A 24,516-nucleotide genomic window follows, 5' to 3' on the forward strand; every position below is an offset into this window, starting at 1 on the left:
TTTTTGCTCACTATCTACCTTCCTCAACCACGATCCTAGAACGCCCAATTACCCTTGCGGAACACCGGCTCGACCCGGCCATCCTCTGTGATGCCGTCGATATCCATATCGGCCGAACCGATCATGAAGTCGACATGGAGGATGCTTTGATTCAGTCCGGCTTGTTCCAGTTCCTCGCGAGACATGGTCGTGCCGCCTTCCACGCAGGTTGGGTACGCGTTACCTAAGGCTAGATGGTTGGAAGCATTTTCGTCGAATAATGTGTTGAAGAAAATGATGTTCGAATCCGAGATCGGAGACTGGTGCGGAACGAGTGCGGCTTCTCCCAAGTATCGCGAGTGGTTGTCCAAGTCTAACATTTGTTTCAGGGAATCGTATCCCTTCTCGGCTTTGAAATCTACTACGCGACCGTTCTCGAACGTAAGGCTGAAATTCTCGATCAAGTTCCCTTGATGGCTCAGCGGCTTGGTGCTGCGTACGACTCCGTTCGTGCCGTCTCTATGCGGCGCCGTATAGACTTCTTCGGTAGGCACGTTCGGGTTGAACGTATTGCCGTGTTCGTTCTTCGAGATGCCGCCGTTCCAGAGGTGATAGTCCGGCAGCCGGATAACAAGATCTGTACCAGGGGCTCTGTAGTGGAGCTTCTTGTACTGTTTGTCATTCAGATAAGCGCGCTTGGCGAGCAGGATGCGATTATGCTCTTCCCAAGCTTGGACAGGATTGTCGGCTTTGACGCGAACAGCTTGGAAAATCGCGTCCCACAACGCTTCGACGGCTGCTTTCGTATCGAGCTCGGGGAAAACGAGCTTGGCCCAACTGTCCGAAGGAGCGGCAACGAGAGACCAGGTCATTCTCTTCGCAGACATGTATTTTCTGAAAGTGGCAAGAGCGGCCGAAGAGACTCGCGAGTAATCGGATAACCGCTTAGGATCAATCTCCTTGAGCAGCTCAGGGTCGTCGGAAACGATGAACAGATAAGCCCCGCCTTGCTCCGCCAACGACGTCATGGCCTGCGCCCGCCAAGCCGGATACTGCTCTAACGCTTCGTCCGGCGCAAGGCTGTACATTAGCTTTGTCACCTGCTCGTCTCGCCATTCGACATGGACTTGTTTCGCTCCCTCTTCATAGGCGCGTTTAACGATCAGACGAACGAGTTCCGGGTTATGGATAGAGGCGTTGATCCACAAATCCTGACCCTGCTGAATATGTACAGCCGTTCTAACAATAAGGTCGGCGTATTTGGCCAAGTCAACCATTGTAGGCATTATTTATTCCTCCTGGGCTAATTTGAGTTTGTTCAAAGGGGCTATCTCATAAGTAAGTGGCGTATTATCTCGGTTCTAGAGGTGCTTTGGTCGCTCGATTTAATGCGTTTGGCGCACTATCTCCAGCACGGAGGCACCTTGTGAGCTCGAGTGAATGCATTTGGCGCACTATCTCCAGCACGGAGGTGCCTTATGTGCTCGATTTAATGCGTTTGGCGCAGTATCTCCAGGCTGCAACTGGCAACCGGGCTGGAGTTGCAGCCGGAAAAAGATACATTTCCGCAAGATTTATATCGTGAGCACAAAACAAGGGATGCCCCATCAGTCATCTCGTATGACTTATGGGACATCCCCCATCGGGTATCAACCGCAGGCGCAGTTCAGCACCGGCTTTCGAGCCGCCGTCGTTTCGTCCAGCCGTTGCACGACTGTCGTATACGGAGCATTAAGAACAAGCTCAGGATTCGTCTTCGCTTCCTCGGCGATCTGGATCATCGTGTCGATGAAGCCATCGAGCGTTTCTTTGCTTTCCGTCTCGGTCGGCTCGATCATGATGCATTCCTCAACGTTAAGCGGGAAGTAGATCGTAGGCGGATGATAGCCGAAATCGAGCAATCGCTTGGCGACGTCGAGCGTGCGGACGCCGTAAGGCTTCAAGCCGCGCCCCGACATGACGAATTCGTGTTTGCACACGCCGGGATATGGAATTTCAAAGTGCGGAGCGAGCCTATGCATCATATAGTTGGCGTTCAGCACTGCGCATTCGGATACGCGGCGAAGCCCTTCCGGACCATACGTAAGAATATACGTATACGCCCGAACGAGAATGCCGAAGTTGCCGTAGAACGCCTTCACCCTGCCGATCGATTCCGGACGGTCGTAATCGAAGAAATACGTCCCGTCTTCGCGCTTGCAGACGACCGGTTTCGGCAAATAAGCGATCAGCCTGCTCTTAACGCCGACCGGCCCGGCTCCGGGACCGCCGCCGCCGTGAGGGGTACTCATCGTTTTGTGCAAATTCAAGTGTACAACGTCGAAGCCCATGTCGCCAGGACGGGTAATGCCCATGATGGCATTGGAGTTCGCCCCGTCATAATAGAGCAGCCCGCCAGCCTCATGGACGATCTGCGCGATCTCTACAATTTGTTCTTCGAAAAGGCCGAGAGTGCTCGGGTTGGTGAGCATAAGCGCGGCCGTGTCGCTGCCGACTGCGGCGCGGAGCGCGTCTAGGTCGACGTGTCCTCGCTCGTTCGACTTGATCGTAATCGTATCGAATCCGGCGATCGTAGCGCTCGCAGGGTTCGTTCCGTGCGAGGAATCGGGGACGATGACCTTGGTACGCGTCTCTCCGCGGCTTTCGTGATAAGCACGAATCATCATCAATCCTGTCCATTCGCCGTGCGCTCCGGCGGCTGGCTGCAGCGTTACCTGATCCATACCGGTCAATGCAGCTATGTCGTTTTGCAAGACGTATAGCAGCTCAAGCGCGCCCTGAATGCTTTCTTCCGGCTGATAAGGATGGATTTTGGCGAAGCCGGCGAACCGGGCAGTGTCTTCGTTGATTTTCGGATTGTATTTCATCGTACAGGAGCCGAGCGGATAAAATCCGTTGTCGACGCCGAAGTTCCGTCGGGACAGCTCCGTGTAATGGCGGATCACGTCCACTTCGTACACTTCAGGTAATGCAGCGGGCTTCTGTCTCAGCATAGCCGCCGGAATGTATTCGGAAGGCTCCACCTCAGGTACGTCGCAGGGAGGAAGCGCGTAAGCGACGCGTCCGGGTTTGCTTAATTCGAAAATGAGCGCTTTTTCCGGTTTGGCGGTAGTTGTAGCGGTCGTCATGCCTATTCCCCCAGTCTGTTCGCGAAGCTGTCGATTTCGGCTTTGGTGCGTTTCTCGGTGACGGCGACAAGCATATGGCCTTTTAGCTCGGGATATGCGACTCCCAGGTCGTAGCCGCCGATGAACCCTGCCTCCAGAAGCTTCAAGTTGATGTCCTTCGCGGAAACACCATCAGGAAGCCGAACGACGAATTCGTTGAAGAACGGTGCGTCGAATGCAAGCGAGAAGCCGTTCAGATCAGCAAGCTGGCGGGATGCATAGTGCGCTTTCTGCAAATTCAGGTTGGCAGCTTCCCGCAAGCCCTCCTTGCCCATCGTCGATAAGTAGATCGAAGCGCACAGAGCGAGCAGAGCCTGGTTAGAGCAAATGTTGGACGTGGCCTTCTCGCGCCGGATATGCTGTTCGCGGGCTTGAAGCGTCAGCACGAAGCCGCGTTTGCCGTTGATATCGGTCGTCTGGCCGACGATTCGGCCGGGCATCCGGCGCATGAGCGGTTCCGCGACCGCGAAGAAACCGCAAGTCGGACCGCCGAGCGATTGGGAGATGCCGAGCGGTTGCGCATCTCCGACAACGATATCGGCGCCGAGTTTACCTGGTGGTTCAAGCAAACCGAGCGACATCGGATTCGTGCTGACGACGAGCAGTCCTTTGACACCATGAATGAGAGGTTCAATCGCGGCAATATCTTCGACGCAGCCGAAGAAGTTCGGCGATTGGACAAGCACAGCTGCCGTCTCGCCGGTTACGGCTTCTTTCAGAGCGTCCAGATCCGTCACGCCGTTCGCATAGCCGACCTCGACAAGCTCAAGGTTCAAGCCGTGGGCCATCGTCCGCAGAGTTTCACGTGCTTCCGGGTGAAACGTGCGGGAGACGACGAGCCGTTTCCTTTTCGTCGCACCGGCCGCCAATGCCCCTGCTTCGGACAGCGCGGTTACTCCGTCGTACATACTGGCGTTGGCGATCGCCATGCCGGTCAGCTCGCAAATATAAGATTGAAATTCGAAGATGGCCTGTAGTTCGCCTTGGCTGATTTCCGGTTGATAAGGCGTGTAAGCCGTATAAAATTCCGATCTGGAAATCATGTGATTAATAATGACGGGAATATGATGATCATAGATTCCGGCGCCGAGGAAGCTGGCATACCGATCCGTGTCCGCGTTGCGACCGGACAATTCTTTCATATGCTGCAGCAACGAAATCTCGTCAAGCGCGGATGACATCGGCAGGACGCCGCGATAACGAATCGATTCGGGAATATCACGGAAAAGATCTTCGGTCGACTCGACGCCGATCGTCCGGAGCATGTCGATCTGGTCTTGCTCGGTTACGGGGATGTAGCGATGTTGTTTAACGGCCACCAATCTCACTCCTTAGGCATTCTTTTGTAAAATGGCGTCTTTACGACTTCGGCTTTCAGCCGTTTGCCCCGAATTTCGACCCAAAGCTCGGTACCGAGCTCGGCATAACCGGCATCGATCAAGGCGAGACCCAGATTGCGCTTGAGCGTCGGGGACTGTGTTCCCGTAGTCACTTCGCCGATCAGCTTGTCGTCCGCATAGACCGGATAATGCGTACGCGGGATACCGCGGTCGATCATCTCAATGCCGACCAATTTGCGCGGCACGCCGTTCGTTTTCTGCGCCAGCAGCGCGTTGCGGCCGACGAAATGTTCCTTGGTCAGTTTCACGAAAAAGCCAACGCCCGCCTCGAGCGGAGTAATCGTCTTTGACAGCTCCTGACCGTACAACGGCAGCCGCGCTTCGAAACGCAGCGTATCCCTGGCGCCAAGTCCTGCCGGTACGAGTCCGAACAGTTCACCGGCAGCAATCAGAGCGTTCCAGACGTCCCGAGCTTGGTCCGCAAGCACATACAACTCGAAACCGTCCTCGCCGGTATAGCCGGTTCGCGAGACGAGCGTTTTAACGCCTGCGACGGATACGTCCGAGGCGAAATGAAAAGGCTGAAGCTCGCTTGCTTCAGGATATGATCCAAGCGCATTCATGACCGCAACGGCGTTAGGCCCTTGCAAGGCGATCAGCGCCAGCTCGTTCGAGATATTTTCCAGCAGGACGTCCCCGACCAGATGCTCGCGCAGCCATTCGTAGTCTTTGTCGATGTTGGAGGCGTTAACGACGAGCATATACTGGTCGGCGGTAATCCGATACACGAGCAGATCGTCGACTACGCCGCCGTCCGGGTAACACATAAGCGAATATTGGGCCTGACCGTCCGTCAGCTTCGAAACATCGTTCGTCGTCATTTTTTGCAAGAAATCTTCCGCGAATTTGCCAGTCACCCTGAACTCGCCCATATGGGAGACGTCGAACAAGCCGGCCTGCTGGCGTACGGCGTCGTGCTCTTTCTGAATGCCCGAAAATTGGACGGGAAGCTCCCAACCGCCGAAGTCGATGCAACGAGCATCGGGATAATCGGCATAGAGCGGGTAAAGTGGGGTTCTTTTTAATTCGGTCACCGGGTTCTCCTCCTTGTGAATGATAGAAAAAAGGACAGCAGCAAAAAGGCCATACGCAAGCAGCATGTTGCCGCCTACGTATCCTTCTCGCTCTGTCCTTTGTACCTGAGAGTTGCCCCGAACCGAAGCCGGTGTCCGGGTTTCCCCTTGGGTGACGCCGCTTACGCCTTAGGCGTACCGATCGTGCTCTCCAGAGGTGCGTCCGGCAAAGGTCCTTTTGCCTGAGAGATTCACCCGTTGCCGGGTTTACTCCTTCGGCGCCGCCAACTGTGTCTTGGCAGTCTCTCCCGTTGCCATCATCCGCATTTTCGGTTGTTATCCTCTATTAAGGCATGCCAATGGAAGCGATGTCAACCCACAAATGGAGCCCTTTTTTTATTTTCAACGCATATTGACACGAGGGCAAATCCTGAATTACGCTTGGTGAAGTATATGCTGCGGATGACGATGGCAGGGAGAGACCTGGGAACCGCCAGGCACCGAAGGAGCAAGTCGACGGCCAGCCAGCCGGAAGATTAATCTCTCAGGTACAAGAACCGCCATCCGACGCGACTCTGGAGAGAGCGAACAGCCACCAAAGGGGTAACGGGGTCGCAAGACCGCTTAAACTCTCAGGTACCAAGGACAGAGATCATGGCGCTTAGCCAGATCTCTGTCCTTTTTTGCGTACAATATGTACAATACGAGCCGAAAGGAAGATGGAAATGAGCGAAATTAAAGCGGGATTGGGATATTCGGAGGAGCATGAATGGGCGGAGGCCAAAAGCGGCGTAATCCGGATCGGCATTACAGATTACGCGCAACATCAGCTTGGCGACATCGTTTTCGTCGAGTTTCCCGAAGTCGGAGCGACGCTCGAGGCGAACCAGCCTATGGGAACGATCGAATCGGTCAAAACCGTATCCGACTTGTTCAGCCCCGTTAGCGGAACGGTCGTTAAAGTCAACGAAGCTTTGCTCGATTCCCCGGAGCAAGTGAATGCGGACCCTTACGGCGAAGGCTGGATCGTTGAAGTAGAAGTGGAAGGGGACGCGGCGGAAGCTGTAGCGGCTTTGCTTACCCCCGAGCAATACGAAGCGATTATTTCCCGATAGGAGTTATCTCCATGAGATTCAAGAACGTATTTTCCATCATCGGTCCGGTTATGGTCGGGCCTTCGAGCTCCCATACGGCGGGTGCGGTTCGGATTGGACGGGTTGCCCGGCAATTGCTGGGCCGAACGCCGGACCAGGCGGTCATTACCCTATACGGTTCTTTCGCCGAAACGTATTCGGGCCACGGCACGGACTTGGCTATCGTTGGCGGGCTGCTCAATATGGACACCGACGACGATAGAATTCCCGAAGCGTTCTCCGAAGCGGAGAAGGCGGGGATGCGATTCGAACTGCGTCGGGGGACGGGCACGGCTCCTCATCCCAATTTCGTGAAAATCGAGGCTGCCGCGGATGGCAAAGAAATTTCTGTAAGCGGCGCTTCGATCGGCGGCGGTAACATCGAAATTCATACGATGAATGATTTTGCGGCGGGCTGTTCGGGGTATTATCCGACGCTTGTCATTGCTCACGACGATCAGGTTGGCGTTCTGGCTTCCATCACGGCGGCGGCCAGCGATGCCGGTTTAAATATCGGTTTTATGAACGTGGATCGCAAGGAAAGACAAGGAGCGGCATTGACGGTGGTCGAATGCGACCGGCGGCCGGACGGAGCGTTACTCGATGCTCTTTCCTCGCTGCCGCATATTCATGGGGTGTCCGTCGTCGATCTGACTTCATGAGGACGAAGGGGTTGTAAGGATGCGATTCAGAACGCTCGCGGAATTGATGCGGATTTGCCGTCAGGAGAGTCTGACGATCACCGAACTGATGATCGCCGAGCAGGCGCATGAGACCGGGGAGTCGCGGGAAGCCATTGTCGGTCAGATGGCCGCTTATTATCAAGTGATGAAAACCGCCGTCCACAAAGGGATAGAGAGCGATGTTCAGTCGCGGAGCGGACTCGTGGGCGGAGATGCGCGCAAAGTGAACGAACATACAGCTGCAAGCGAACCGTGCGTCGGCGAATGGGCTGGCAAAGCGATGGCTTACGCGCTGGCCGTATCGGAAGTTAACGCTTCGATGGGACGTATCGTGGCGACACCTACTGCAGGCTCCTGCGGTATTATCCCGGGCGTATTCGTCAGCGCCCAGGAGCGATTCGGATGGACCGACGAGAAGATGGTGAACGGGCTGTTCTGTGCAGGTGCGATCGGTTATGTTATCGCCAATAATTCGTTTATTTCCGGGGCGGAAGGCGGATGTCAGGCGGAGGTTGGTTCCGCGATCGGCATGGCGGCCGGCGCTCTCGTCGAGCTGCGCGGCGGCAGTCCCGAGCAATCGGTTCACGCGGTCGGTCTTGCGCTTAAGAACACGCTCGGTCTGATTTGCGATCCTGTAGCTGGGCTAGTCGAGATTCCTTGCATCGTTCGCAACGGCCTTGGTGCAGTGAACGCGCTCGCCGCGGCGGATATGGCGCTTGCCGGCGTACGAAGCGCGATTCCTTCGGACGAGGTGATCGGCGTCATGTTGGAAGTCGGCTCGAAGATGCCCGGAGAGCTTCGCGAGACGGCGCTCGGCGGACTTGCTCAGACGCCGACCGGACGTAAGCTGACCGAGAAGATCAATGCGGCCAAGCCGCCATCCTTATAACATCCTACGCCATTCGTGGAGGTTGAACGATGAACACATACGATATCGTTATCTTGGGCGGCGGTCCGGGAGGTTACATCTCTGCGATCCGGGCCTCTCAGCTAGGTAAGCGGGTTGCGCTTGTTGAGCGGAACAAGCTCGGCGGCACTTGTTTGCATAAAGGATGTATTCCGAGCAAAGCGCTTCTTCGCTCCGCCGAGCTGTACGAGACAATGAAACGAAGCGAGAGCTTCGGCATTCGCGCCTCGGACGTATCGCTGGACTTCGGCGGCGTGCAAGCGCGCAAGAACGCTATTGTTAATCAGCTTCATACCGGCGTGCAGTTTCTGATGAAAAAAAACAAAATCGAAGTGTACACGGGAACCGGGATGATTGAGGAAGCTACACCGTCCAGCGATTATAACGGAATCATCCGGGTAATGGATGGCGATTCGGCGTCAGATGTCGATCCTGATGCTGCTCCTGACATCCAAATCGGTTTCCGCGATCTCATCGTCGCTACCGGCTCGCGCCCGCGACGCTTCTCGGATTTGCCGCAACATGAGAAAATCATGAGCAGCGACGAAGCACTGGACATGACGTCTGTTCCGGCTTCGGTTCTCATTATCGGGGGCGGTGTTATCGGCGTGGAGTGGGCGTCCATGTTGAACGACTTCGGAGCTCAAGTGACGATCGTCGAGGCGGCGAACCGGATTGTGCCGACAGAGGATGCGGACATCTCGCGCGAGCTGTCGCGGCTGTTCGCTAAGCGGCGGATTAAGGTGCTAACGGGGGCATCGCTTCTTGATACTGCTCTGCTGGAGGACGGAAGCGGAGTGACGGCGCAAATCGAACGCGGCGGCAAAACGGAGACGATAACGGCGGAACGAATGTTGGTGTCGGTAGGACGTGCGGCCAATGTGGAAGGGTTCGGTTTGGAGCGGACCGCTGCCCGCGTAGTGCGGGGCGTCATTGCGGTAAACGGCTTCATGCAAACGGACGATAAGCATGTATACGCCATCGGCGACGTCGTTGGCGGCCTGCAGCTTGCGCATGTCGCTAGCCATGAAGGCATTGTGGCTGTAGAGAGTATTTGCGGATTGGAGCCGCATACCCTCGATCCGGTGACCGTACCGAAGTGCGTATACAGCCGTCCCGAAATGGCCAGCGTTGGCCTGACCGAGCAAGCCGCTATCGATAAAGGTTATGAAGTGAAAACCGGAAAATTCTCGTTCAAGGCGATTGGCAAAGCGCTCGTATTCGGAGAATCGGACGGCTTCGTCAAAGTCGTAGCCGATAAGATAAGCGGTGCCGTACTGGGCGTTCATATGATCGGACCGCATGTAACAGACTTCATCGGAGAAGCGGCGTTAGCGCAGCTGCTGGAGGCGACCTCGATGCAGGTCGGCCGCATGATACATCCGCATCCGACGATGTCGGAAATTATCGGGGAAGCGATGCTGGCAGCCGATCTGCAGGCGCTTGGGATGTAACGGGCGATGTGGAGATTCGTTCACACAGGGGACCGTTCACCGGCGGAGAACATGGCGATCGACGAGGCTATTTTGGTAGCGCACCAGGAAGGGCTCGTTCCTCCAACCGTCCGGTTCTATGGCTGGAACCCCGCCACTTTGTCTATTGGCTATTTTCAACAAGCAAGTAAAGAGGTAAGTTTCGAGGCGCTTCTCGAACACGGCTTAGGCTTCGTTCGGAGAGCGACTGGCGGAAGAGCGGTGCTGCACGACAGAGAGTTAACCTACAGTATTGTCGTATCGGAAAATTATCCGGGCATCCCGACGAGCGTAGCGGAAGCCTACCGCGTGCTGAGCAAGGGGCTGCTGAACGGCTTCCGAAAACTGGGTCTTGATGCGGTCATGACAGGGACGGAGGCACGAAGCGATGAAGAGGCAGTCGCCGGTTCGCCGCTGTCAGCGGCCTGCTTCGATTCCCCTTCCAAATACGAGCTCGTCGTTGAAGGGAAAAAAATTGCCGGAAGCGCACAAATGCGTTCCGGCGGCGTTATTCTCCAGCATGGCTCCATCCTGTTGGAGCTGGACTCAGATCAACTGTTTGACGTTCTCCATTTCGAGGAACCTTCGGACAAGTTGAGGATGAAAAAGATATTCGAACGCAAAGCGGTTGCCATTAACGACTGTCTGCGCCGCAAATCGATGCCACCCGTCACCATTCGGGATCTGGAAGAGAGCTTCCGGGCGGGATTCTCGGAAGAGCTGGACACTGATCTCACTGCCGGAGAGCTAACCGACTACGAGATGGAGCTCGCCAGTAGGCTCGCCCGGGAGAAGTATGGCTCCGATAGCTGGAATTTGCGGAGATGATATTGTAATAATGCTACCCTCCTCCTTCAATAAGGACGGAGGGTTATTGCATACGAAGTTAACAAAGAGGATGCTACTGTTTGGATTGATGGGATTAAGCACCAGCGAGAAAATGTTTACTAGAAGCTGAAATGACCTATTTTTGACCTTCATGAAGATCGTTCTTTTACAGAGCGATCTTTTATTTTGCATTTCTTAAAAGCTATAATTAGAATCATCACTCACTGTACGGAGGAACGAACATGACAAAGCTTACGACGGAACAACAGGAAAAGCTGTTCCAAGTTTTAAAGGCCCGTTTTGAGAAAAACATGAACCGCCATCAAGGACTCGAGTGGGTTAACGTACGGGCAAAGCTCGAGGCTCGAACAGACAAACTGCGGTCGCTTCACGAAATGGAAGAAACCGGCGGCGAGCCGGATATCGTTGGTTATGATAGTGAGACGGACGAGTACATTTTTTACGATTGCTCGGCGGAAAGTCCCACAGGGCGCAGGAATATTTGTTACGACCGGGAAGCGTTGGAGTCAAGGAAACAACATAAGCCGGAAAATAGCGCGACGGAAATGGCGTTGGAGATGGGGATCGAGCTTCTGACGGAACAACAATACCGCGAGCTGCAGCAGCTTGGCCAGTTCGATTTGAAAACATCGAGCTGGGTGAAGACTCCTGCACCGATTCGCAAACTCGGCGGAGCGATTTTTTGCGATTGCCGCTACGATACTGTTTTCGTGTACCACAATGGAGCAGAGAGTTATTACGGGGCTAGAGGTTTCCGCGGCTCGCTGAAGGTCTAAATATTTGTTCGCTGTTACAAGATGTTTTGGCGGATAACATTCGGTATAATGACGAGAAGAGAACAGGATCTTCCAAGCAGAGGATGGACAAGGTCATGGATAGAGTGAAAATGCTCATGTCGTATTCGAACAAAGTTCAAATCCACCGGAGAATGTGGGAAACGGAATGGAACTTGCATAATCTGACCGACCTGTCCGTCAATCAGTTTCAAGTATTGAACGTGTTGGATCTGACAGGGCCTAAGCAATCCAAAGACCTCGTGCAAATTACGCTGATTACGTCCGGCGGCATAACATCGATCGCAAACAAGCTGCTTGAGAAAGGGCTTATTACGAGAACGCGGGATGACGTAGAGGATCGAAGGGCGATCACATTGGCCATTACCGACGAAGGGCGACAGGTGCTGTCGGGGCTGAGAAAGCTTCAGGACGATAATTTCGAGAGGCTGTTCGCTCCGCTGTCGAATGCGGAGATCGCTTTCCTGGATGAAATATACGGCAAGCTGATTGCAAGCGCTAAAGGCTAAGCGAATCACGCTAAAAGGACTTGAACGGGCGAACCGTTCAAGTCCTTTTAGCGTTCGATCATGCAATTATTCGACGATGATTTTACCGGTCATGTTATCGTGGCCGGAGCCGCACATGATCGAGCAATTGAATTCGAACGTGCCTGCTTTGTCCAATTTGATCGTCGTGGTTTCGCCGTTTTTGATTTTGACGCCGAAGTCAGCGAATTCGATGCCATGGTTTCCGTTATCATTCTGCAGCGTAATCACAAGCGTGTCGCCGACTTTTGCTTTGATCTCTTGTTGATCGAATTGGAAGTTCGACGCTTTGATCGTAATTTCTTTCGTTTCGCCGCCTGCCGCAGGAGCAGATGCTTCCGTAGAAGCGGAAGGGCTCGCAGCCGGGCTTGACGGCGCGCTGTCATTGTTTTTGCTTCCGCAAGCGCTCAGTGCCATTGTTGCCGCAAGTGCGGTAATCGCAAGAAATAGGGTGGATTTTTTCGTCATTTTTTTCATTAATAGACCCTCCTGATGATCGATTCTTGGTGATATATCTTACTAATAAGAAACCCGTCAACGAGATAGTATACGCCTCAAGGGGCAGGCAGTCAACTCTTGTACGCACAATCTTGGGCGAGAATGACTGGGGAATGTCTGGTTAACGGCTGGAAAATGCGATGAAAATTGCTTTATAAGCTGCAAATGGCTGGAAATAGTCATTTTTCATCATTGACGCCCGAACAATTGAGGCGTAATATCCCTTAATGAAATATATCTTATTAGTAAGATTATTTCCCGTCGATATGAAAAACCGCAGTACGGCTGATTAGCAGCTGTAAAGAATCGGTACATCTTAAGGCGTGTCTGAACACGCGCTCAGGGCATCTTTCACCGCCTTTTCGCCCCCTGCTTCGTCACTTTTGCTCGACGTACCCCCGGTACGCCTTCACAAAAGTTCCTTGCATGGAACGAAAATACGGCTAAATCTGCTGCCCTCGGCGTATTCAGACACGCCCTAGAAAAGGGAGCTGAGCGTTTTGAGTAAAAAAATGGCTTTATCCGGCGCAGCGTTAGCGGCAGTACTTGCCCTTACGGCCTGCTCGAGCAACAACAGCAATAGTGACAGCAGCGCTTCACCTTCGGCTTCATCATCCGCGTCGCCGTCGGCATCCGCACCTGCTTCCCAGGCGCCGGCATCGTTCGAGAACTTCCCGACGTACGGTTTTGATCTGGGCAACAATCGCCATGTCCCATTCAAAGAAATTACGGCCGACAACATCAACGATCTAGGCGTGGTCTGGTCGGCTGACCTGAAAACCCTGGATGCGGACGTGAAAAACGGTAACCAATCGTACCCGGTTGTTGTAGACGGCGTTGTGTACATCACGACATCCGGCAACCAAATTTTCGCGTTCGACGGCGTGACGGGCAATGTGAAATGGCATTGGAAGCCTGACGCGAAGATGGCTGAGGAATCGGCTAAAGCAGGCATCAACGCCAACCGCGGCGTTGCAATCGGCGAAGGCAAAGTATTCATGCTGACGACCAACAACCACATTATCGCAGTCGACCAGAACACGGGCGCGCTCGTAAAAGACGCGAATATCGCCGACTCTATCGAAGGCGTAACGGTTGAAAACGGCTATTACGAAACGACGGCTCCGATTTATTACAAAGGCAATATCTACATCGGCAGCAGCGGCGGCGACAACGGCGTTCGCGGCTTCGTGGCGGCTTACAAAGCAAGCGACTTGTCGCCGGCATGGGACGCTCCATTCTGGACTGTTCCGCCTAAAGGACAAGATTGGCTCGCGAACAGCAAATACCACGGCGGCGGCGCCGTATGGAACCCGGTTGCGATCGATGAAGAAACGGGTATCATGTACTTCTCGGTCGGCAACCCGGCACCAGACTTCTATGGCAAAGATCGTCCGGGCGCGAACCCGTATACGGACTCGGTCGTTGCGGTTGATAGCGCAACGGGCAAGCTGATCTGGGCGAAGCAAGAAATCAGCCACGACTTGTGGGACTATGATGCTGCGGCTTCTCCAATGATCCTCAAAGCGACGGTTAACGGCAAACAGCAGAAAGTCGTCGTCGAAGGCGGCAAGTCCGGCCAATGGTGGGCTTGGGATGCAGCAACAGGCGATGTCGTATGGGATGGCATCCCGTTTGCCAAAATCGAGCACCCGGAACCGACTCCGGAAGGCGTACTCGTCTATCCGGGCGTTCTCGGCGGCGAGAACTATGCGCCTGAAACATACGATCCGGCAACGAACTATGTGCTCATTCCAGGTATCGAATACCCTTCGCTGCTGAAGAGCGCGAAAAATCAGGACGAAGCATTCAACAAAGAATTCAACGGCGCTTGGGCGTTCGGTACGGCAATGGGCGAAGCGCCGGCGGATGTTGTTCCTTACGGAACGATCACGGCGATCGATGTGAACACGGGCAAACAAGTGTATCAGAACAAAACGAAGGACATGATGCGCGGCGGCTTGACGAGCACGGACACCGGCCTTGCTTTCTACGGCGAGCTTGACGGTAAAATCAACGCGATGGACATCAAGTCCGGTAAAGTACTCTGGACGTTCCAAACGGCTGGCGACAACATTCAAGCTGCCCCTGCATTCTTCACTGCAGACGGCAAGCAGTATCTTGTATTTACTTCCGGCGGCTCGAAACCGAAAGTTCACGTCTACGCGCTTGGCGGCGACAAAACGCAAGGAAGCGCGGGCCAGGCGAATAACGGCAACGCTCACGCAGCAAAATAATGAAATACATCACGATGCAAAAGCGGGTTCTTCAGAACCCGCTTTTGTTTCAGCGAGGTGAATTTGTAATGCGCAAAATATTGGCAAGTGCGACAGTTGCAGTATTGCTGGCAGCCACACTTGCTGGCTGTTCCAATTCAAATGAAAACGCGAGCTCGAGTCCGAATGCAAGCCCGATCGCCAGCCCAAGCGCAAGCCCGGACGGGGAAACGGCACCGGAAGGCGACTTCCGGATCGCATTGGACCAAACGGCTTTTACATTAAAGCAGTGGAAAACGGAAGGCACGCATCGTTCGAGCGTAAACGGAAAGCTGTTGATGAGCGGCAAGCCGGTCGTGGATGCGGTCATTCATGTGGGGACGAATAAGCGGGACATCGTTACCGGCGCTGACGGGGGATTTGATTTTCTGCTGGACCAGAGTTTGCTTAGCGCGACGGAGATCCACGTTGTTTCGACCGACAAGGCGAAGGTCGACGGCAAGCCGTTGTCGGCAACGTCCGCAGAGAAAGGCAAAGCCGCCTCGGCTCTTGTTAACGTCTATTACCCGATTCAAGTGCTATCCGTTGCAGACTCGGCCAAGCAAGCCGGCATGGTAGAAGTGAAGGCGAGACTCATTGCCGACAAGACGGCATCGGTCGCCTTTTTCCAGGAAGATAAATTCCGGATTGCAGGCGTAGTGAAAGATGCCGATGGCAGACCGGTGCAAGGCGCTGTCGTCTGGATTGACCGTGACAACGGCGAAGGTTTCGCCAAGTCGTTCGCGACGGACGAAAGCGGCCATTATGAGATGTACTATTTACCGGAAGATGACGAGGAAACGAACTTGTCTGTAACGTTAGGCGGAGTGAAGTATACGCTACCCGACAATCGCGTGTTCAATTTTCCGGAAGACACAAGCCTGCGCATCGACATTACGCTGCCGAAGGAAGGCACGGTCATCACGGATAAACCGCCAACGCTTGTCAGCGTGACGGAGCCGGGGGCGCTGTACATGGGCGTATTGGCCGGACTGGACTTGCCGCAAGACATCGAGTACAAGCTAACGATCCCGGATGCGAAAGGAAACTTCAAGGTGACGCTGCCGAAGGACGTATGGGAGCAGCATCCGACGTTCTTCGAGGCAGAAATGAAGAAATTCCTTACCGAGGAGTTGGGTGCAGGAAGCGAAGTGAAATCTTCGTTTATCGATATGGCGAATAGCGCCCCGCGCGGTATTAAGGGTGAAATTCAGGGTTAGGGTGCCCATTTTGCTTACCCGGAACTAGGCGGCTGCATAGGATAAAGGGTTGATTCGAAAATGACCGAGAGGAGCATGAGCGTGTATCCTTATTCATGCTATAGTTATCCATCGCCTAACCCTATGCAGGCTCGCTGGAATAATCAATGGTGTTACGGCTGGAATCCCCAGTATTACAATGGGTACAGGAACATCGTATTGCAAGATTATGGTCCTCGGCCATTTGTTGTGGATATTGATCAAGCAACGAAACAAAACACCAATTTCCGTACCGTATTATGGACGGGAAACCACCTTCAGGTGGCACTGATGAGCATTAATCCGGGCGAGGATATCGGATTGGAAGTCCATCCAAAGACGGACCAGTTTCTACGAATTGAAGAGGGGCAGGGCTTTGTTCAGATGGGGGGCAGCAAAGATAAGCTGGATGTTCAGGTTACGGCGCACGATGGCTATGCCATTATGGTTCCGGCAGGGACATGGCACAACGTAACCAACACAGGCAATCGTCCTCTTAAAGTGTATTCCATCTACGCTCCGCCCAACCATCCGCATGGCACCGTTCATGTTACGAAAGCGGATGCGCAAGAAGCAGAGTAGGATTAGCTTATGTTAGACCTGCTTCACTGCGCGTCTCTTGTTTATGCTTACAGTATTTTCTATAATAAAACCGGAGTGTAAAATCAGAAAAATAACGACGAGCATTTAAGAGGACGCGCTTCTGCACAGGAGCGACGTTCTTTTTTTAGAGCTTCCACCCAAGGAGTGGCTGAATGGTCAACATTCTGATCGCGGACGATGATCCGCATATTCGCGCGCTCATGCGCCTTTATTTAAGAAACCAAGGATTCGAGATCGCCGAAGCGGACAACGGCATCGATGCGTTTGCCATCGTCGAGGGCGCGGGGGTCGATCTGGTCATTCTCGATATTATGATGCCTGGGATGGACGGATGGGATTTGTGCGTGAAAATTCGGGAGAGCGATCCCGATATCCCGCTTCTGATGGTAACCGCTAAAGGAGAAAGCGGGCAGAAAATCAAAGGCTTTCGGCTTGGAACCGACGATTATTTGACGAAGCCTTTCGACCCGGTCGAGCTCGTGATGCGGGTGAAAGCGCTGCTGAAGCGCTACCGGATCGCCTCGTCCCAAGTCATCTCGTTAGGGGAGATCGTGCTGAACCGGAGAACGTACAAGGTCATGCGGGGAGGGGAAGAGCTAACGTTACCGCTGAAAGAATTCGAACTGCTGTTCATGCTGGCCGGCCATCCGGGGCAAATTTTTACGAGAGAGCAATTGATTGTCCAGCTCTGGGGGATGGATTACGAAGGAGACGACCGTACCGTTGATGTACATATCAAAAGGCTGCGGGAAAGATTCTCCGACGACGTCCGTCATTTCCGCATAGAAACGGCGCGAAGTCTCGGTTATCGTCTGGTGGTGAATCCGGGTTGAAAACGTTATACGTTCGCGTTGTTCTGACTTTCCTCGCCGTCATTCTCGTCAGCTTGGTATCCTCCCTTCTTCTTGCTTTGGCCCTCTTCCAACACGATCTGAACGACGCGGGGAAAAACGAAATGAGCGCGGCGGGAAATCGTGTAATTGGCGTGTACGAACAGACAAGTCCCCCCGACCTCGATGCCTTTATGACGGACATGGCCGGACTCGTTTCCTATACGATTCGGCTCTACGACGGCAATGGAGAGATGAAAGCCTACGGAAAGCTCGCTGGCAAGAAGCTTGCGGAGATTAAACCCGAAGCCGTTGACGCAGTGCTGAACGGAGGAACGTACCGTTCGGGCGGTTCGGACAACGAAATTTTCGTCGGCATTCCGTTCTTGGCCGAAGGGCACCGCTACGCTTTATTCCTGGAGGGCTCGTCCGAAAACGAAGGAACGATTATTCGCTTGTTCTTGACCATTCTGTTTCTGATGCTCGCGATCGGAAGCCTATGCATTCTCGTCGCCGGCAGATATTTGGTCAAGCCTCTTCGGGCGATGACGGAAGTGACCAAGAGGCTTGCCAAAGGCGACTTCGAGGCCCAATCGAAAATCAACCGCAAGGACGAACTGGGGACTCTCTCCCGGAGCATCAATGAAATGGCACGGGAAATCAAGCAAATGGAGAGCATGCGGCAAGATTTCGTATCGAACGTATCCCATGAAATCCAATCGCCGCTCGCGTCCATTTCCGGATTCGCGAAGGCGTTAAGCGATCGTTCGCTTGAGATGACCGAGGAAGATCGCGAGCAATCTTTGGCCATCATCGTCTCGGAGAGCGACAGATTATCCAGACTCAGCGATAATCTGCTAAAGCTCGTTTCCCTGGAATCGGATCATCATCCGTTCGAGACGGAAACGTATCATCTCGACGAGCAAATTCGTCGAATCGTCGTCGCCTGCGAGCCCCAATGGTCCGCCAAAGGGATTTTCGTCGAATTGGACCTTCTGCCCGGCATAAGCGTCCCGATAACGGCAGATCCGGATCAATTCAATCAAGTGTGGATGAATTTGCTCGGGAATGCCGTCAAGTTCACGCCTCCCGGCGGACGGATCCGCATCGCGATCGGTCAGCCTAGCCCGCGTACAGTCGAAGTTGCTATCTCCGATACCGGCATCGGCATACCGGCAGAGGATGTCCCTCGGATCTTCGAACGGTTCTACAAGGCGGATAAGTCGCGAAACCGCAACCATGGCGGTAACGGTCTCGGGCTCGCCATCGTTCACAAGATTGTTTCCCTCCATACCGGAGAAATCAAGGTGGAGAGCACCATAGGGAAGGGAACGATTTTCACCGTCGTTCTTCCCGTTGTTCCACCATCCGAAGCCACAGGTTCATAGTTCACGCTCCGTTCATATTTCTCTCTTAAGCTCAGGGCGAAATCCAATGAGCCGAACGGAGGAAATGAACGATGAGTTTTATTTTAGACATGATCGATTCTTTGAAATGGTTGACCGTATGGGAAATGGTGTTAGGCGCGATTGACTTCTTCGTCTTGCTCAGGTATGCCTTGCCTGTCATAGGGGATCGTCGGTGGTTAGATTTCATACCGGGTGCGGGAGTGCTAGTTGCGCTCCTTAGTTTCCTCAACGGCGATTCTTCCTTGCTGGCACTGTTGTTTTACGCATCCTCGGCTATTCTGTTTATCTGTACCGCTGGAAGGCTGCTCAAATCGACCAAGAAGCCAATGTCTCCGAAACGGAGGATTACGATGGCTGCCGTTGGCCTCCTGGGCGTGTCCCCTGTATTATTAGCGTTGTTCATGGCGGGTGAGGTAAGGTATAACCCGGTTAGCGATTTTAGCCATAAGAGTTATTCCGAAGCTTTCGTCGCGATGAACGAAAGGCTGTCCGTCGAATATCCGTTCGGCGATTGGAAGAAAATCGACTGGGAAGAGACGAGGAAGCGATACGAGCCCCTGTTCGCCAAAGCGGAAAAAGACAAAGATTCGACCCTCTACTATAAGACGCTAAGGGACTATCTTTTCTCGTTCCGCGACGGGCATATCCGAATCGAGAACGATAGACTGTACGAAAATAACGAGGCGTTCCGGAGGAAAGTCGGAGGCGGAGTCGGAATAAGCGCGCTTCGGTTAGATAACGGCAATGTGGTCGTTTGTCTCGTCTTGCCGGGCAGTCCGGCAGACAAAGCGGGCATCGAGCTCGGAGCCGTAATCGTCTCATGGGACGGAAAAGCAGCCCGGGAAGCGTTGGAACAGACGACGTGGAGCGAGAAACCGATGGCCACCGAAGGAGAAAAATTGTATCAGCAAGGCAGGTTCATGACCAGATCCCCGATCGGAAAACAAGTGCGCACGGAGTGGAGGAATCCGGGCAAAGACGACGTCGAGAGCGCTACGCTGACAGCGTATGACGATCAATATGAAACGCTGAAGAGAACGACTGTCAAGCTGAAGAAGGAGGAGCTTCCCGTGGAGGGCCGCATCGTCGGGAAAGACTATGGCTACATCAAGATTCGATACTTCCTCCCCGGAGAAAAACAATCCGATCCTGCCAAAGAGCTGGAAAAGCTGTTGCTGGAATTTCAAAAGAAAAAGATTAAGGGCCTGGTTCTGGATCTGCGGGACAATCCCGGCGGAGACGACGACATGGTCGCCAACATGGCCGGTCATTTCGTGAGCGAAAAAAGAATTTACGAATACGTCAGCTACTACAATCGCTATACGGGAGATTTCCGAATAAACCGTGTAGAGACCCGAACCGTGAAACCTTCAAAGGTTAATTATTCGGGGAAAATCGCCGTTCTTGTGAACCATAACACCGGTAGCTCGGGTGAAGGATTACCTTTGTTCTTGAAAGGGTTGCCGAATGTCAGAATCGTCGGCTTCACGTCGACGAACGGTTCTTTCGGGGTCGTGTCGGCTCCGATTGAAATGAAAATGCCCGGAGGGTTCACCGTTCGCTTCCCCGATGGAAGATCGCTAAACAGGGACAAGACGATTCAAGGAGACAGCGACGACCGCGGAATAGGCGGGGCGGCGCCCGATCTGGTTGTTCCGATGGACGATCGAACTTTCCGAACGACAGTGATCGATGGACAGGACGCGGAGTTAAACGTCGCGATGGCTTTCCTCGAAAACGGGTGATGGAAGTCTCCAGCGTCAAATGATTGACAACCAAGCTGCGTGTCCATAATATTTAAGCCATATGATCAAGTCAGCCGACACGCAGAATAGGAATGATGAGATGGGCGACGAAACCGAAATCGTACGGCATATCGTAAAGGCGACGACATTGAAGGATATTGCCGAGCAGACGGGATATACGGTCAATACGGTGTCTCGCGCTCTGAAAAACAAGTCGGATATTTCCGAGGCTACCCGCACGCTGATCCAACAAAAGGCGCAAGAGCTCGGTTATATCGGGAATACAATGGCCAGTTCGCTCCGATCGGGGATGACGAGGACGATTGCCGTGATCGTCGCCGACGTATCGAACCCTCACTTCTCCATTGCCGTTAAGGAAATAGAGAGCGCGGCAAGAAAACACGATTATACGACATTTATCTTGAACTCCTACGAGGATCAGGATTTGGAAGAGAAAGCGATCATCTCCGCCTTGTCCAAAAACGTGGACGGCATCATTATTTGTCCCTCTCAAGGCGGAGGCCAGAACATCGCGTTTCTGCAACGGACCGGCACCCCTTTTGTATTGCTTGGACGACGTCTGGACAACGACGACGTGATGGACTACGTCGTGAGCGATGACGAGAAGGGCGGCTATTTGGCTGCGATGCATCTGTTGGAGCTTGGTCATCGGGACATCTTGTTTCTTAATGCGCATCACTCGATTTCCAGCTCGAGAGAGCGACTGGCGGGCTACAAGCACGCGATGGAGGAAATGGGCGTTCCGATCCGAAATGAGCTGATTCGCGAAATATCCACGATTTCCGGCGGCGTTCGAAATGAGCTGAAGGAAATCATGGAATCGAAGCTCCCTTTTACGGCGATATTCGCATTTAACGACATGATGGCGTGGGAAGCGATTTTTACGCTTAACAAGCATCATATCCGAGTTCCGGAAAACATTAGCGTAGTCGGCTTCGATAATATCCAATCGCGAATGTTCATCCCCTTTCCTCTGACGAGCGTGAGCAATTCCAAAGGCAAAACTTCGCGCAAGGCGTTCGAAATTCTGATGAAACGAATCCATAAGCAAAATACCGAGCTTCGCTATCACGAGGTCGTGGATACAAGGCTTGTCATTCGTGAGAGCACAAGGGCGCTTCCGGAATGAGATTTTCTTCCGTGAAAAAGGCAATTTTCAAGCGGAATGTTCTGCCTGAAGATTGCTTTTTCATCTATCCGCGTAACGATTGACAGTGGTTATACTCTACCTTATGATAATAACATTAACGATAATGTTAACGTTAACGCAGTGAAATAAGCTGAGGGGTGATCACGCTTTATGACGTCGAATTTACAGCCAAAAGCAAAGATGATCGTCGATAAGGAATTTGTCATTGGCGCAATTGATCCCAGATTATACGGCTCGTTTATCGAGCATGTAGGCCGAGCCGTTTACGGCGGAATATATGAACCGGGTCATCCGGATGCAGACGAACAAGGCTTCCGCAAAGATGTGACGGCGCTGATCAAAGAGCTTTCCGTTCCGATCGTACGTTATCCCGGCGGAAATTTCGTGTCCGGATACAATTGGGAAGACGGAGTAGGGCCTGTTGCCGAACGAAAAAGAAGACTCGACTTGGCGTGGGCGGCCGTGGAGACCAACGAGGTCGGTACGAACGAATTTGCCGCCTGGGCGAACAAAATCGGCGCGGAAGTGATGATGGCAGTTAACCTGGGAACACGAGGGCCGGCGGAAGCGCGGGATTTGATTGAATACTGCAATCATCCGAAAGGCACATACTGGAGCGATCTCCGCCGATCGCACGGGTATGAGGCGCCGCACAATTTCAAAGTCTGGTGTCTCGGGAACGAAATGGACGGCACTTGGCAGATCGGCCATAAGACTGCCGATGAATACGGGCGCACGGCCGTCGAGACAGCCAAACTGATGAAATGGGTCGATCCGACGATCGAACTAGTTGCATGCGGAAGCTCCTCTCGCGGCATGCCTACATTTGCCGAATGGGAAGCAACTGTACTGGATCATACGTACGAGCATGTCGATTATATATCGCTGCATACTTACTATGGCAACCGTAGCAACGATACGGCCAATTTCCTGGCCAAATCGCTCGATATGGATGACTACATTCATTCCGTCATAGCGACCTGCGATTATATGAAAGCCAAGAAGCGCAGTAAAAAACAGATGATGCTGTCCTTTGACGAATGGAACGTATGGTATCATAGCGCGGCCGCCGACAAACAGCTCGAACGCTGGACGATTGCTCCCGCGCAGATCGAAGATATTTATACAATGGAGGATGCGCTGCTAGTGGGCTGTATGATCATTTCCATGCTGAAGCGCGCGGATCGCGTCAAAATCGGCTGTCTTGCCCAACTGGTAAATGTAATCGCTCCGATTATGACGGCCAATAACGGCGCTTCCTGGCGGCAAACGATCTTTTATCCGTATATGCATGCATCGATTTACGGTAGAGGGGTCTCGCTGAAGCCGGTCATTCGCAGTCCGAAATACGATAGCAAAGAATATACGGATGTCCCGACGCTCGAATCGGCTATTGTCTTTAACGAGGAGTCGGAAACGTTAACTATTTTTGCGGTCAATCGGGACCTGGCAGACGATCTGGACGTCGAGGTGGATGTACGGCAATTTGCCGGATATCGGGTAGTCGAACATATCATACTGGACAATCCGGATCCAAAAGCCAGAAATACGTTATCCGATCCATTGCGCGTCACTCCGCGTTCGGGAGGCGGTTCCGAGCTTAAAGACGGCTGTCTGCACACCAGATTGCCGAAGCTGTCATGGAATGTGATTCGGTTGGGGCAAGAAAGTCAGGTGGTTATGTCTTTTTAGTTCTGAACGTGTTATATTAGGGTTAGAAAATGAGTAAAATGCAAAGGAGCCGTGCGCTAACACGACTCCTCCGCACACAGCCGCTTCAAAGGCGGTCGGCTTCGGATATGTGATCAAGAAATGACCGTTATCCTAGGACAGGGGCGGTCATTTCCTGTTATGGAATGAAAGTATAAGTACAACCAAAGTCGCGAATGAAATCATTAGCGTCAATGCTTGGAATACTTCCATGGCATCACCTCCCTTCCGGGAGATTAGCCGACCGCCCTCGCAAGCCGTTCTCTGTGCTAGATCAATTATACCAAACACATGTTCCCTGGCAAGCGTTTGCCAGGGAGCTTTCTATTTTTACAGCTCAAGCAAATAATTCGTTATCCAGGGTACCGGCGAGGAAACGTATACACTGGGGGAACTGATTATTGCCAACGAATTGATTTCCTTGTTGGCCCGGATGCTAAACTTAAGCGAAGATTAGAAGCTTGAGCTTAGTCGCAAATCGGGTGCTGCAAAACGGCAAGGAAGGCCTCAGACGTCAGCAATTAGTCTCGGTTATCGCCGAGGCGGATGCGCTTAACAAGGGCATTGTGATTCCAGCTCAGAATAACGATTCTTTACTTCGTTATCAGGATGGCAACCGAATTGTCGAGTGCCCTCGCTTCTATGGCATGGATGGTCAACGAGGGAATTATCCAAGGCGAACGGGAAGCGGCTTTACCCAGAGAAATTGACCAACCGCGCCGAAGCAGCTGCAGTTATTCTGTTTAACTTGCTGCAAAAGCTTTATTAAATGTTTGCCTCCACTCGGAACTGTTTGCCGGATGGGGCATTTTTTTGTTAGGTCACATTTTATATGTGACGTAATAAATATAATTAATCGAAAATATACGGCAAAAATATGCGTAATATATATTGATATATGAGTCATATTGGAGTATCTTATTGTTAATCAGTACGATCTATAGAGGAGGGCGTTCCACTTGACCGTGAATCAACCGTCCGCAAAGAAGGAGCTGGATCTTGGCGTTATTGTCTGCAAGCATTGTTCGCAAGTCATCGGTACATTGCCAACGAACGGGTACAAAAAAATTTACGGTTTTTGCATGGATAAGGATTGCAGGCCAAAGGACGAAGCAGGCTTAAGGGGGAACTGA

The 24,516-nt window shown here is 52.9% G+C and carries 23 protein-coding genes and 4 riboswitches; of the genes, 17 read left to right on the forward strand and 6 right to left on the reverse strand.

Annotation, left to right across the window (positions count from 1 at the left end):
* Positions 1-35: 35 nt before the first annotated feature.
* The 4 genes from ACFPOF_RS19000 to gcvT form a co-directional block, all read right to left on the reverse strand.
* A complete protein-coding gene (locus tag ACFPOF_RS19000; protein ID WP_378135478.1) occupies positions 36-1,265 on the reverse strand; it encodes an aminopeptidase in 1,230 nt (409 codons plus the stop codon).
* Positions 1,266-1,628: 363 nt separating this feature from the next.
* A complete protein-coding gene (gene gcvPB, locus ACFPOF_RS19005) occupies positions 1,629-3,107 on the reverse strand; it encodes an aminomethyl-transferring glycine dehydrogenase subunit GcvPB (RefSeq protein WP_378135480.1) in 1,479 nt (492 codons plus the stop codon).
* 2 nt (positions 3,108-3,109) lie between these two features.
* Positions 3,110-4,465: an aminomethyl-transferring glycine dehydrogenase subunit GcvPA gene (gcvPA, locus tag ACFPOF_RS19010; RefSeq protein WP_378135482.1), complete on the reverse strand. Its 1,356-nt coding sequence runs from the start codon at positions 4,463-4,465 to the stop codon at positions 3,110-3,112.
* A gap of 5 nt (positions 4,466-4,470) precedes the next feature.
* Complete coding sequence (gene gcvT / locus ACFPOF_RS19015; RefSeq protein WP_378135484.1) at positions 4,471-5,580, reverse strand: glycine cleavage system aminomethyltransferase GcvT; 1,110 nt, start codon at positions 5,578-5,580, stop codon at positions 4,471-4,473.
* Between the two features lie 90 nt (positions 5,581-5,670).
* A riboswitch (glycine riboswitch) is annotated at positions 5,671-5,776 on the reverse strand.
* A 3-nt stretch (positions 5,777-5,779) separates the two neighbouring features.
* A riboswitch (glycine riboswitch) is annotated at positions 5,780-5,880 on the reverse strand.
* A 141-nt stretch (positions 5,881-6,021) separates the two neighbouring features.
* Positions 6,022-6,129: riboswitch (glycine riboswitch) on the forward strand.
* Between the two features lie 3 nt (positions 6,130-6,132).
* Positions 6,133-6,210: riboswitch (glycine riboswitch) on the forward strand.
* Positions 6,211-6,284: 74 nt separating this feature from the next.
* Here gcvT and gcvH point away from each other — a divergent pair.
* The 7 genes from gcvH (at position 6,285) to ACFPOF_RS19050 (ending at position 11,906) form a co-directional block, all read left to right on the forward strand.
* Complete coding sequence (gene gcvH / locus ACFPOF_RS19020) at positions 6,285-6,674, forward strand: glycine cleavage system protein GcvH (protein WP_378135486.1); 390 nt, start codon at positions 6,285-6,287, stop codon at positions 6,672-6,674.
* A gap of 11 nt (positions 6,675-6,685) precedes the next feature.
* Positions 6,686-7,354 (forward strand): L-serine ammonia-lyase, iron-sulfur-dependent subunit beta, encoded by a 669-nt coding sequence (gene sdaAB / locus ACFPOF_RS19025; RefSeq protein WP_378135488.1) that lies wholly within the window; start codon positions 6,686-6,688, stop codon positions 7,352-7,354.
* Between the two features lie 19 nt (positions 7,355-7,373).
* Entirely contained in the window at positions 7,374-8,264 is an 891-nt protein-coding gene (gene sdaAA, locus ACFPOF_RS19030; protein WP_378135490.1) for an L-serine ammonia-lyase, iron-sulfur-dependent, subunit alpha, read from the forward strand.
* 29 nt (positions 8,265-8,293) lie between these two features.
* Positions 8,294-9,736: a dihydrolipoyl dehydrogenase gene (gene lpdA / locus ACFPOF_RS19035; protein WP_378135492.1), complete on the forward strand. Its 1,443-nt coding sequence runs from the start codon at positions 8,294-8,296 to the stop codon at positions 9,734-9,736.
* Positions 9,737-9,742: 6 nt separating this feature from the next.
* Positions 9,743-10,582, forward strand: coding sequence for a lipoate--protein ligase family protein (locus tag ACFPOF_RS19040; protein ID WP_378135493.1), 840 nt, complete (start codon positions 9,743-9,745; stop codon positions 10,580-10,582).
* 242 nt (positions 10,583-10,824) lie between these two features.
* Positions 10,825-11,379: a DUF4256 domain-containing protein gene (locus ACFPOF_RS19045; RefSeq protein ID WP_378135495.1), complete on the forward strand. Its 555-nt coding sequence runs from the start codon at positions 10,825-10,827 to the stop codon at positions 11,377-11,379.
* 95 nt (positions 11,380-11,474) lie between these two features.
* Positions 11,475-11,906 carry a MarR family winged helix-turn-helix transcriptional regulator gene (locus tag ACFPOF_RS19050; protein WP_378135497.1) on the forward strand — a complete coding sequence of 144 codons (432 nt, stop codon included), beginning with the start codon at positions 11,475-11,477 and terminating at the stop codon, positions 11,904-11,906.
* A gap of 66 nt (positions 11,907-11,972) precedes the next feature.
* On the opposite strand, the gene ACFPOF_RS19055 is transcribed toward ACFPOF_RS19050, so the two are convergent.
* Entirely contained in the window at positions 11,973-12,401 is a 429-nt protein-coding gene (locus ACFPOF_RS19055) for a cupredoxin domain-containing protein (protein WP_378135499.1), read from the reverse strand.
* A gap of 521 nt (positions 12,402-12,922) precedes the next feature.
* Between ACFPOF_RS19055 and ACFPOF_RS19060 the strand changes: the two genes are divergently transcribed.
* The 8 genes from ACFPOF_RS19060 (at position 12,923) to arfA (ending at position 23,365) form a co-directional block, all read left to right on the forward strand.
* Positions 12,923-14,659 (forward strand): pyrroloquinoline quinone-dependent dehydrogenase, encoded by a 1,737-nt coding sequence (locus ACFPOF_RS19060; protein WP_378135501.1) that lies wholly within the window; start codon positions 12,923-12,925, stop codon positions 14,657-14,659.
* Positions 14,660-14,727: 68 nt separating this feature from the next.
* Complete coding sequence (locus tag ACFPOF_RS19065; protein ID WP_378135503.1) at positions 14,728-15,897, forward strand: carboxypeptidase-like regulatory domain-containing protein; 1,170 nt, start codon at positions 14,728-14,730, stop codon at positions 15,895-15,897.
* An 81-nt stretch (positions 15,898-15,978) separates the two neighbouring features.
* Complete coding sequence (locus ACFPOF_RS19070; protein ID WP_378135505.1) at positions 15,979-16,497, forward strand: cupin domain-containing protein; 519 nt, start codon at positions 15,979-15,981, stop codon at positions 16,495-16,497.
* Between the two features lie 173 nt (positions 16,498-16,670).
* Entirely contained in the window at positions 16,671-17,351 is a 681-nt protein-coding gene (locus ACFPOF_RS19075) for a response regulator transcription factor (protein WP_378135507.1), read from the forward strand.
* Complete coding sequence (locus tag ACFPOF_RS19080) at positions 17,348-18,736, forward strand: sensor histidine kinase (RefSeq protein WP_378135509.1); 1,389 nt, start codon at positions 17,348-17,350, stop codon at positions 18,734-18,736. Before ACFPOF_RS19075 ends, ACFPOF_RS19080 begins: the two co-directional genes overlap by 4 nt.
* A gap of 71 nt (positions 18,737-18,807) precedes the next feature.
* On the forward strand, positions 18,808-20,502 hold the full coding sequence (locus tag ACFPOF_RS19085; protein ID WP_378135511.1) for a S41 family peptidase: 1,695 nt from the start codon (positions 18,808-18,810) through the stop codon (positions 20,500-20,502).
* Positions 20,503-20,602: 100 nt separating this feature from the next.
* Complete coding sequence (locus tag ACFPOF_RS19090) at positions 20,603-21,652, forward strand: LacI family DNA-binding transcriptional regulator (RefSeq protein WP_378135513.1); 1,050 nt, start codon at positions 20,603-20,605, stop codon at positions 21,650-21,652.
* Positions 21,653-21,823: 171 nt separating this feature from the next.
* Entirely contained in the window at positions 21,824-23,365 is a 1,542-nt protein-coding gene (gene arfA, locus ACFPOF_RS19095; RefSeq protein WP_378135515.1) for an arabinosylfuranosidase ArfA, read from the forward strand.
* Between the two features lie 147 nt (positions 23,366-23,512).
* Here the strand turns inward: arfA and ACFPOF_RS19100 are convergent, their stop codons facing one another.
* Positions 23,513-23,596: a putative holin-like toxin gene (locus tag ACFPOF_RS19100; protein ID WP_378136056.1), complete on the reverse strand. Its 84-nt coding sequence runs from the start codon at positions 23,594-23,596 to the stop codon at positions 23,513-23,515.
* A 248-nt stretch (positions 23,597-23,844) separates the two neighbouring features.
* On the opposite strand from ACFPOF_RS19100, the gene ACFPOF_RS19105 reads away from it, so the two are divergent.
* Positions 23,845-24,093, forward strand: coding sequence for a hypothetical protein (locus ACFPOF_RS19105; protein WP_378135517.1), 249 nt, complete (start codon positions 23,845-23,847; stop codon positions 24,091-24,093).
* 249 nt (positions 24,094-24,342) lie between these two features.
* Entirely contained in the window at positions 24,343-24,516 is a 174-nt protein-coding gene (locus ACFPOF_RS19110; protein ID WP_378135519.1) for a GapA-binding peptide SR1P, read from the forward strand.

Source organism: Cohnella soli (assembly GCF_042655525.1).
Classification (GTDB): domain Bacteria; phylum Bacillota; class Bacilli; order Paenibacillales; family Paenibacillaceae; genus Cohnella; species Cohnella soli.

Excerpts from the sequence above, each read along its gene's own strand:
- ACFPOF_RS19000 (WP_378135478.1), bottom strand. The coding sequence starts at position 1,265 with ATGCCTACAATGGTTGACTTGGCCAAATACGCCGACCTTATTGTTAGA.
- gcvPB (WP_378135480.1), bottom strand. The coding sequence starts at position 3,107 with ATGACGACCGCTACAACTACCGCCAAACCGGAAAAAGCGCTCATTTTC.
- gcvH (WP_378135486.1), top strand. The coding sequence starts at position 6,285 with ATGAGCGAAATTAAAGCGGGATTGGGATATTCGGAGGAGCATGAATGG.
- sdaAB (WP_378135488.1), top strand. The coding sequence starts at position 6,686 with ATGAGATTCAAGAACGTATTTTCCATCATCGGTCCGGTTATGGTCGGG.
- sdaAA (WP_378135490.1), top strand. The coding sequence starts at position 7,374 with ATGCGATTCAGAACGCTCGCGGAATTGATGCGGATTTGCCGTCAGGAG.
- lpdA (WP_378135492.1), top strand. The coding sequence starts at position 8,294 with ATGAACACATACGATATCGTTATCTTGGGCGGCGGTCCGGGAGGTTAC.
- ACFPOF_RS19040 (WP_378135493.1), top strand. The coding sequence starts at position 9,743 with ATGTGGAGATTCGTTCACACAGGGGACCGTTCACCGGCGGAGAACATG.
- ACFPOF_RS19045 (WP_378135495.1), top strand. The coding sequence starts at position 10,825 with ATGACAAAGCTTACGACGGAACAACAGGAAAAGCTGTTCCAAGTTTTA.
- ACFPOF_RS19050 (WP_378135497.1), top strand. The coding sequence starts at position 11,475 with ATGGATAGAGTGAAAATGCTCATGTCGTATTCGAACAAAGTTCAAATC.
- ACFPOF_RS19055 (WP_378135499.1), bottom strand. The coding sequence starts at position 12,401 with ATGAAAAAAATGACGAAAAAATCCACCCTATTTCTTGCGATTACCGCA.
- ACFPOF_RS19065 (WP_378135503.1), top strand. The coding sequence starts at position 14,728 with ATGCGCAAAATATTGGCAAGTGCGACAGTTGCAGTATTGCTGGCAGCC.
- ACFPOF_RS19075 (WP_378135507.1), top strand. The coding sequence starts at position 16,671 with ATGGTCAACATTCTGATCGCGGACGATGATCCGCATATTCGCGCGCTC.
- ACFPOF_RS19085 (WP_378135511.1), top strand. The coding sequence starts at position 18,808 with ATGAGTTTTATTTTAGACATGATCGATTCTTTGAAATGGTTGACCGTA.
- ACFPOF_RS19090 (WP_378135513.1), top strand. The coding sequence starts at position 20,603 with ATGGGCGACGAAACCGAAATCGTACGGCATATCGTAAAGGCGACGACA.
- arfA (WP_378135515.1), top strand. The coding sequence starts at position 21,824 with ATGACGTCGAATTTACAGCCAAAAGCAAAGATGATCGTCGATAAGGAA.
- ACFPOF_RS19100 (WP_378136056.1), bottom strand. The coding sequence starts at position 23,596 with ATGGAAGTATTCCAAGCATTGACGCTAATGATTTCATTCGCGACTTTG.